Source organism: Methylobacterium gnaphalii (assembly GCF_007992215.1).
GTDB classification, from domain to species: domain Bacteria; phylum Pseudomonadota; class Alphaproteobacteria; order Rhizobiales; family Beijerinckiaceae; genus Methylobacterium; species Methylobacterium gnaphalii.
In genome coordinates this window covers 19,937-27,842 of record NZ_BJZV01000039.1, presented here as the reverse complement: position 1 = coordinate 27,842, position 7,906 = coordinate 19,937, and the positions used below count along the sequence as shown (strand labels likewise).

Sequence of the window (7,906 nt, the reverse complement as noted above, 5' to 3'; positions counted from 1 at the left end):
AAGCCGATACGTCGCTTCTCAGCATCCGACCAAACTCAGACGGTCTTCGACGCCGAGAACGCGCGAAGCGATACGCGCGCAACCTCACGTAAAGCCTCTCGATCGGCCCCCGATGAGGCAAGTACACCCATCCCTGAAGCGATGGTCGAAAGGAAACGCGCCAAAGCCTTGGGATCAGAGTCCTCAGGAAGATCACCGGTTCGACGGGCGATCACGAACCGTTCTCTGAGGTCTCGTTCAGTCTCCGCCCGCTTATTGGCAAGTTCAAAGGGGATGCTCTCAGACCCCTCACCGCACGCCAAGCCGCCCTGGACGAGCAGGCAGCCAGGCGGGTTGGCGGGATCAGTATGGCTCTCGGCAATGCTACTCAGAAAGCGCTCGGCCACGTCATGCGCTGTTTTCCCAGCAAGCACATATTGCATGTGTTCCGCCCGCCTTTGGGCGTACCGGTCAAGCGCAGCCTTGAGCAAGCCCTCTTTGCTTCCGAAGGCGGCGTAGAGGCTTGGTGGCTTGATGCCCATGGCCTTGGTGAGCATGGCGACGCTGGAGCCGTCGTAGCCGTGGCGCCAGAACACCTCCATCGCCTCCTCGAGCGCCTTGTCCGTGCAGAAGGACCGGGGCCGCCCCATTACCATTGCCCATAAGCTCCAATTTATTTATCGAACGATAAATAAGCATCTTGACGGCCAAGGTCCATACCGACATGTGTAGCGAACTGTACATATGTCGGAGTCGGTCGTGAACCCTGATCGTGCCCCATCCCTATCGCGCTTCCTATCCCGACGCAGCGTAGGGGTCGGAATGGTCGCCGTGCTGCTGGCAAGCGCGTCCTATAGCCTCGTACCGCCGTCGATGTTCCGCCCCGCTGAGGCCGTCGCCGCTTCGCCGGCCGCCGAGCAGGCCGTGCCTGCTGCCGTCGCCGCCATCGAGCCGCGCGACGTCGTGCTCTGGGACGAGTTCTCGGGCCGGCTCGAAGCCGTCGACCGCATCGATGTGCGGGCGCGGGTTGGTGGCGCAATCCTGTCCACGCATTTCGCGGAGGGCGAGCTGGTCAAGCCGGGCGACCTGCTGGTGACGATCGACCCCGCCCCCTACGCTGCCGAGGTTCAGCGCCTGGAAGCGCAGGTGGCCAGCGCCGAGGCGCGCGTCGCCTTGACGACGAGCGACCTAGAGCGCGGCAAGCGCCTGTCGGACCAAGCCATCGTCACGGTTCGCGATCTCGATGTGCGTGCCAACGCCTTCAAGGAGGCGAAAGCCGGCCTCGACGGCGCCAAGGCTGCCCTGGAAACGGCCCGGCTGAACCTCGGCTACACCCAGGTCCGCGCCGCTGTCGGCGGCCGTGTCGGACGCCGCGAGATCACGCCTGGCAATCTGGTGACAGCCGGCGCGGCCGGAGCCGTTCTGACTTCGCTCGTCTCGGTCGACCCGGTCTATGCGGGTTTCGATGCCAACGAGACCATTGTCCTGAAGGCGCTAGCCTCGATCGCTGAACCGAAGGGCGGTCGCGGCAAGCTCGATCGAATCCCCGTCGAGATGGTGACGTCCGATGGGATCACATCGAAGGGCCATCTCCAGTTCATCGACAACAAGGTCGACGCCCATAGCGGTACGGTCCGCGTCCGCGCGACCTTCGACAACGGCGACGGCCGCCTGATCCCTGGCCAGTTCGCGCGCATGCGGCTCGGTCAGGCCGCTCCGGAGAAGCTTCTTCTCGTGGACGAGCGCGCCATCGGCACCGACCAGGACAAGAAGTTCGTCCTCGTGGTCGGCGCAGACAGCCGGGCTGAGTTCCGTGCCGTCACCCTCGGCCGGGCCGTCGACGGCCTTCGCGTCGTCACCGCGGGTCTCGCCGGCGGCGAGCGCATCGTGGTCAACGGGCTGCAACGCGTTCGTCCGGGCAGCCTCATCAAGCCCGAGGATGTCGCCATGGGCCTGCGTCCTGACGGCCAGGACACGCGCAAACTCGCGAACGCCGACCCCGGCTAGCACCCGCCCTTCGCGCCCTATCGACCTTCCAGGCTGCCGCATTGCGGCTGCCCTCTCTTCCTTCGTCTCTACTCGCCCGCGGAGGGCGGCATGAACCTCTCCAAGTTCTTCATCGACCGCCCGATCTTCGCCGGCGTCCTGTCCGTGCTGATCTTCATCGGCGGCCTGCTCTCGCTCTTCGCGATGCCGATCTCCGAATACCCGGATGTGGTGCCCCCGTCGGTCGTCGTGCGCGCGACCTTCCCGGGCGCCAATCCGAAGGTCATCGTCGAGACCGTGGCGACGCCGATCGAGGAGCAGATCAATGGCGTCGAAGGCATGCTCTACATGTCGAGCCAGGCCACGACCGACGGCATTATGACGCTGACGGTCACGTTCAAGCTCGGCACCGATCCCGACAAGGCTCAGCAGCTCGTCCAGAACCGCGTCGCGCAGGCCGAGCCGCGCCTGCCGGCCGTGGTCCGCCAGCTCGGCATCGTCACGGTGAAGAGCTCGCCCGACCTGACCATGGTCGTACACCTCGTCTCGCCCAACGGGCGCTACGACATGACGTATCTCCGCAACTACGCGGTGCTGAACATCAAGGACCGGCTCGCCCGCCTCGACGGCGTCGGACAGGTGCAACTCTTCGGCTCCGGCGACTATTCGATGCGCATCTGGCTCGACCCGCAGAAGGTGGCCGAGCACGGCCTGTCCGCTGGCGACGTCGTGCGTGAGATCCAGGCCCAGAACGTCGAGGCGGCGGCCGGCGTCATCGGTTCATCGCCTGCGGTGCCGGGGCTCGACCTGCAGCTCTCCCTCAACGCAGAGGGGCGCCTGAACAGCGAGGAGCAATTCGGCGACATCGTCGTGAAGACCGGCGCGGATGGTGAGATCACCCGTCTGCGCGATGTCGCCCGGATCGAGCTCGGCGCCTCCGACTACGCGCTTCGGTCGCTGCTCGACAACAAGTCGGCCGTCGCGATCCCGATCTCCCAGTCACCAGGCTCGAACGCGATCCAGATCTCGGACGAGGTCCGCCGGACCATGGCCGAGATCAAGAAGAACATGCCCGAGGGCGTCGACTACCAGATCGTCTACGATCCGACGCAGTTCGTGCGCGCCTCCATCGAGGCGGTGATCCACACGCTGCTCGAGGCCATCGCTCTCGTCGTGCTCGTGGTGATCCTGTTCCTGCAGACCTGGCGGGCCTCGATCATCCCGCTGCTCGCCGTGCCGGTCTCGATCGTCGGCACCTTCGCTGTGATGCATGTCTTCGGATTCTCGATCAACGCGCTGAGCCTGTTCGGCCTCGTGCTCGCCATCGGCATCGTCGTCGACGACGCGATTGTCGTGGTCGAGAACGTCGAGCGCAACATCGAGGCCGGGCTCTCGCCGCGTGAGGCCAGTTATCAGGCGATGCGCGAGGTCTCGGGCCCGATCATCGCCATCGCCCTGGTGCTTGTGGCGGTCTTCGTGCCGCTGGCCTTCATCAGCGGCCTGACGGGCCAGTTCTACAAGCAGTTCGCCCTGACCATCGCGATCTCGACGGTGATCTCGGCCGTCAACTCGCTGACCCTGTCGCCGGCCCTCTCGGCCCTGCTGCTGAAGGACCATCACGCTCCGAAGGACCGCCTGACCCGGATCCTCGACACGCTGCTCGGATGGTTCTTCCGCCGCTTCAACCGGGCCTTCGGCGCGGCGTCGAACGGATATGGCCGCGGCGTCGGCTTCGTCGTCTCGCGCAAGACGGTGATGATGGTGCTCTATGTCGGGCTCGTGGGCCTGACCGTCGTGCTCTTCCGCCAGATTCCCGGCGGCTTCGTCCCCGGCCAGGACAAGCAATACCTCGTCGGCTTCGCGCAGCTGCCGGACGGCGCCACCCTCGACCGGACCGAGGAGGTGATCCGTCAGATGAGCGAGATCGCTCTGAAGGAGCCGGGCGTCGAGAGCGCCGTCGCCTTCCCCGGCCTCTCGATCAACGGCTTCACCAATAGCTCGAATTCAGGGATCGTGTTCTCGACGCTGAAGCCGTTCGACGAGCGCAAGGACCCGTCGCTCAGCGGCGCGGCCATTGCGATGTCGCTGAACAAGAAATACGCGGCGATTCCGGAGGCCTTCATCGCGATGTTCCCGCCGCCGCCGGTCAACGGCCTCGGCACGATCGGCGGTTTCAAGCTGCAGATCGAGGACCGGGCCGGTCTCGGCTACGAGGCGCTCAACGACGCCACCAAGGCCTTCATGGCCAAGGCGATGCAGGCGCCGGAACTCGCCGGGCTGTTCTCCAGCTTCCAGATGAACGTGCCGCAGCTCTTCGCGGATATCGACCGCACCAAGGCGCGCCAACTGCGCATCCCCGTCACCGACGTGTTCGACACGCTGCAGATTTACCTCGGCTCGCTTTACGTAAACGACTTCAACAAGTTCGGCCGTACCTACTCGGTGCGTGTGCAGGCCGATGCACCGTTCCGTGCCCGCTCCGACGATGTCGGGCTGCTCAAGGTTCGGGCCGGCTCCGGGGAGATGGTGCCGCTCTCGGCGCTCCTGCGCGTCCGGCAGAGCGCCGGCCCCGAGCGGGCCATGCGCTACAACGGCTTCCTCTCCGCCGACGTGAATGCCGGCGCCGCGCCCGGCTACTCGTCGGGACAGGCTCAGGCTGCAGCCACGCGCATCGCGGCGGAGACCCTGCCGCGGGGCTTCACCTTCGAATGGACCGACCTGACCTATCAGGAATTCATTGCCGGCAATTCCGGGATCTGGGTGTTCCCGCTCGCGCTGATCCTCGTCTTCCTCGTGCTGGCCGCCCAGTACGAGAGCCTGGCGCTGCCGCTCGCGATCCTGATGATCGTGCCGATGGGCCTGCTGGCCGCGATGTTCGGCGTATGGCTGTCGGCCGGCGACAACAACGTCTTCACGCAGATCGGCCTGATCGTCCTCGTGGGATTGTCGGCGAAGAACGCGATCCTGATCGTGGAATTCGCTCGCGAGCTGGAATTCGCCGGCTGCACGCCCCTCCAGGCCGCCATCGAGGCCAGCCGCCTGCGGCTGCGCCCGATCCTGATGACCTCGATGGCCTTCATCATGGGCGTGCTGCCGCTGGTAACGGCCACGGGAGCCGGTGCGGAGATGCGCAACGCCATGGGCGTCGCCGTGTTCTCCGGCATGATCGGCGTCACCGCATTTGGGCTCTTCCTGACACCGGTCTTCTACGTGCTGCTACGTCGACTGAGCGGCGACAAGGGGCTCAAGCACCATGGAGCCGCTGTAGCGCCGATCGCGCCCAATCACGTGCTGGAGGCCGTGTGAGGACAAGCTCGTTCAGCACTTGAGACACGACCGCGGCAGCTCTGATGCCGCCGCGGATCTTACGGCGCTCCCGGATTATTGTTGCGGTCAGCTGGACCGGCTTGCCGCCGAAATGGCCGATTACCTTATCCGCGACGGACGCGAGTTCGGCATCGCTGTAGCTGTCTGCGAAGCTCCGATCCTCCAGCACCACTCATGCATCTTCGGCTCTTGCTCGGGCAAGAATGCCGGCAAGGAAGATGCCGACTGCTTCATCTGCCCTTCGCGGCAATTCTCCCACTCCCGGCGGGCCTCTCAGGCCGCGCATCTCAACGAATGGCGCAACAGCCAAGCTACTTTCGGCCAGATCGAGCCGGATGCCGGACGTCCGCTTCGTGACTTTGGCGCCCGAAGGCAGACCGGTAGATTTGTACCCCCATCAGCGATGCTGCTTTCGACCCCCAACCTCGTCGTAGGACCCTTACTCAGAGCCTCTCGAAAGCAGACGCTTGCGCACCCGTCAGAAGCGACACCCTCCGCCATGCCTTGGCGGCATTGGCAGTCGGCACGCCTGCTGCCCGTGCCACGACCCGCCATTCGCGACCGTAGGCAGATTCGGCGTAGGGCGACCGGCCAACTCATCGACGATGACGGGTCCGATCCGAGCTTCGGGGGGAATGAGCGCGATGAGTTCGCTTACCATCGGGCAGAGCTTGAGGTCGTGAGCTTCGAAGGCTCCGGTTTTCGTCGTCGCCTTTCGGATCACCAGCATTGGATCGATGACATCTTGGGCATGGCGGGCTCCCGTTCTTCCAAGGCACTTGTGGTGATGCCCGTCACGGCCGTCGCGCTGGCGGTGTTTAGATGGTCAAAGGCGTTCCAGAAGGCGGAGCGCTCCTCGGGACCCCGCCGTTCGAGCGCCCGATCAAGCTCCGGCCGGTCAGCCGCCTCGGAGGCGCGCCGACCTTCCTCGGTCGCCAGGCCGTCCTAGTCCCGCAGCGGCGCCGTCATGGGGGCGGCGGCAACGATGGGGCGGGCGGCGGCATCTCGGCGTCGCCAGGGGTGGCAGTCCAGTCCCGCACCGACCGGTTGAGCCAGCCCCGCAGCAGGGTCGCGTGTTCCACCGATAGATGGCCGCCTACTACGTCGAACAGGGCCTGCGCCCCGTGCGCGAAACCGCGGCGGAACTCCGCCGTCCCGCAATCGCCGGGCTCGTAGTCCAGCAAGCTCGCCATGTCGCTCCTCACGCCGTCGGCGCACCGGCCTCGACCGAACGTCAGGACCGCGCCCAGAAGGAGCCCAAACGAGCAGGGCGCCGAAACCGTTCATCCTTGGGCCCATTCACCGCTCGCATGATCGGAGAAGCAGCATCATCCCTCGTCTTCGAAGCGGATCTCCTCCAACTTTCTCCGGCCGACATGAGGCCGAAGTGCTCCGAGCGACGTTGATGTTAACACGCTTAACATTCGAGGTTGCGATGGCTGATCTTGAGGTGCCCTTCGTCACCGACGAGGAACTCGCCCGGCAAGCGCGGGAGCGTATCGAAGCATCCATCGCCCGGCTCGGCGGCGACAGCGCCGCGTTCTGGCGCGCCGTGGCGTTGATCTACCGGCGTGGCCTCCCCGACTCTGGACTCGCAAGGGTCGGAGGCGAGGCCGACGAAAGCCTTTTGGTCCCAACCAGTGCGAACTCGCTCCTGGCGTCCGTGGCGGCATCCCTGGGCGCGCAGACTTTGCCGCACGCAGCCGAGGGCCGGCGTGCACCGCCATGAACGCCCATCCCATAGACGTCATTGCGAGGCCCGTGGGGGACGATGGCTCCTGGTGGCTGACCGACCGCTCGGGTCGTTCGTTGAGCGCGGTTAAGAAGGTTCCGGGCTCGCCGGAGGTGAGGGTCTTTCCGAACCGCGACAGCGGTCTCGACGGCATCCACGGGAACCATCCCTCGCTCGACGGTGCCCTCAGGGCCATCGCCGAAGGAGGTGGCCAACCAGACCGCGCGGGCGACTGAGGAGATCTCAGGCCAGATCACCCGGATCCAGGGCTCGACGGGTCAGGCGGTGTCGGCGTTTGGCGCGATCACGCAGCGCATTCAGGAGATCAGCGGCGTGGCGACGGTGATTGCAGCGGCCGTCGAGGAGCAGGGGGCGGCCACCCAGGAAATCGTGCGCAACGTCAGCCAGGCTGCAGCGGGTACGGTCGAGGTGACGCACAACATCGCGGGTGTGGCAGGCGCGGCCGAGGAGACGGGAGTGGCGGCTTCTCAGGTGCTGGCCTCTGCCTCCGAGCTGTCGCGCCGGTCCGAGAGCCTGAGCAGCGAGGTCACTCGGTTCCTGGCTACCGAACGAGCTGCTTGAGCCGCTCCGACCCAGTTCTCTCCCCGGCAGCCCCGCCCCTCTCGGGTGGGGTTCGTGTTTGTGCAGCCTGCACTTAGCGATGGCTGCAAGAGCTATAAATTTATAACGCCCAGTTTGCGAACTGACATCTCAGCTGCGTTGGCTTAACAGATCTGCATTCTAGATAGCATTAACAGTTTAGCATCTATTTCCGGCAACTCTGCGGATTAACTTAGTTTGCCGCTCTCGCCCGCCGGCTCTCCTCCTGAAGCTCTCAATCTCAGGTGCGAGCTCCGTCGCCGCGCGGAGCCGCCCATCGGA

Annotated in this window: 6 protein-coding genes and 1 pseudogene; 5 read left to right on the top strand and 2 right to left on the bottom strand. The window is 65.4% G+C overall.

Going from position 1 to position 7,906, the window contains the following annotated elements:
* Positions 1-35: 35 nt before the first annotated feature.
* The gene (locus tag MGN01_RS21065) at positions 36-635 is read right to left on the bottom strand and encodes a TetR/AcrR family transcriptional regulator (RefSeq protein WP_147048788.1); all 600 of its coding nucleotides are present in this window, start codon (positions 633-635) and stop codon (positions 36-38) included.
* Positions 636-723: 88 nt separating this feature from the next.
* Between MGN01_RS21065 and MGN01_RS21060 the strand changes: the two genes are divergently transcribed.
* Both MGN01_RS21060 and MGN01_RS21055 read left to right on the top strand, forming a co-directional pair.
* Positions 724-1,986 (top strand): efflux RND transporter periplasmic adaptor subunit, encoded by a 1,263-nt coding sequence (locus MGN01_RS21060; RefSeq protein ID WP_147048787.1) that lies wholly within the window; start codon positions 724-726, stop codon positions 1,984-1,986.
* Positions 1,987-2,076: 90 nt separating this feature from the next.
* Complete coding sequence (locus tag MGN01_RS21055) at positions 2,077-5,271, top strand: efflux RND transporter permease subunit (protein WP_147048786.1); 3,195 nt, start codon at positions 2,077-2,079, stop codon at positions 5,269-5,271.
* A gap of 986 nt (positions 5,272-6,257) precedes the next feature.
* Here MGN01_RS21055 and MGN01_RS21045 read toward each other — a convergent pair.
* Positions 6,258-6,485 carry a hypothetical protein gene (locus MGN01_RS21045; RefSeq protein ID WP_147048785.1) on the bottom strand — a complete coding sequence of 76 codons (228 nt, stop codon included), beginning with the start codon at positions 6,483-6,485 and terminating at the stop codon, positions 6,258-6,260.
* Positions 6,486-6,727: 242 nt separating this feature from the next.
* Between MGN01_RS21045 and MGN01_RS21040 the strand changes: the two genes are divergently transcribed.
* The 3 genes and pseudogenes from MGN01_RS21040 to MGN01_RS21035 form a co-directional block, all read left to right on the top strand.
* A complete protein-coding gene (locus MGN01_RS21040) occupies positions 6,728-7,021 on the top strand; it encodes a hypothetical protein (protein ID WP_147048784.1) in 294 nt (97 codons plus the stop codon).
* Positions 7,018-7,260, top strand: coding sequence for a hypothetical protein (locus MGN01_RS23775; RefSeq protein WP_170246092.1), 243 nt, complete (start codon positions 7,018-7,020; stop codon positions 7,258-7,260). The genes MGN01_RS21040 and MGN01_RS23775 overlap by 4 nt, the downstream gene beginning before the upstream one ends.
* Positions 7,226-7,606: pseudogene (locus MGN01_RS21035) on the top strand (methyl-accepting chemotaxis protein); the annotation flags it as partial. The gene MGN01_RS23775 and the pseudogene MGN01_RS21035, both read left to right, overlap by 35 nt.
* Positions 7,607-7,906: the final 300 nt, after the last annotated feature.

Excerpts from the sequence above, each read along its gene's own strand:
- MGN01_RS21040 (WP_147048784.1), top strand. The coding sequence starts at position 6,728 with ATGGCTGATCTTGAGGTGCCCTTCGTCACCGACGAGGAACTCGCCCGG.
- MGN01_RS21055 (WP_147048786.1), top strand. The coding sequence starts at position 2,077 with ATGAACCTCTCCAAGTTCTTCATCGACCGCCCGATCTTCGCCGGCGTC.
- MGN01_RS21065 (WP_147048788.1), bottom strand. The coding sequence starts at position 635 with ATGGTAATGGGGCGGCCCCGGTCCTTCTGCACGGACAAGGCGCTCGAG.
- MGN01_RS21045 (WP_147048785.1), bottom strand. The coding sequence starts at position 6,485 with ATGGCGAGCTTGCTGGACTACGAGCCCGGCGATTGCGGGACGGCGGAG.
- MGN01_RS23775 (WP_170246092.1), top strand. The coding sequence starts at position 7,018 with ATGAACGCCCATCCCATAGACGTCATTGCGAGGCCCGTGGGGGACGAT.
- MGN01_RS21060 (WP_147048787.1), top strand. The coding sequence starts at position 724 with ATGTCGGAGTCGGTCGTGAACCCTGATCGTGCCCCATCCCTATCGCGC.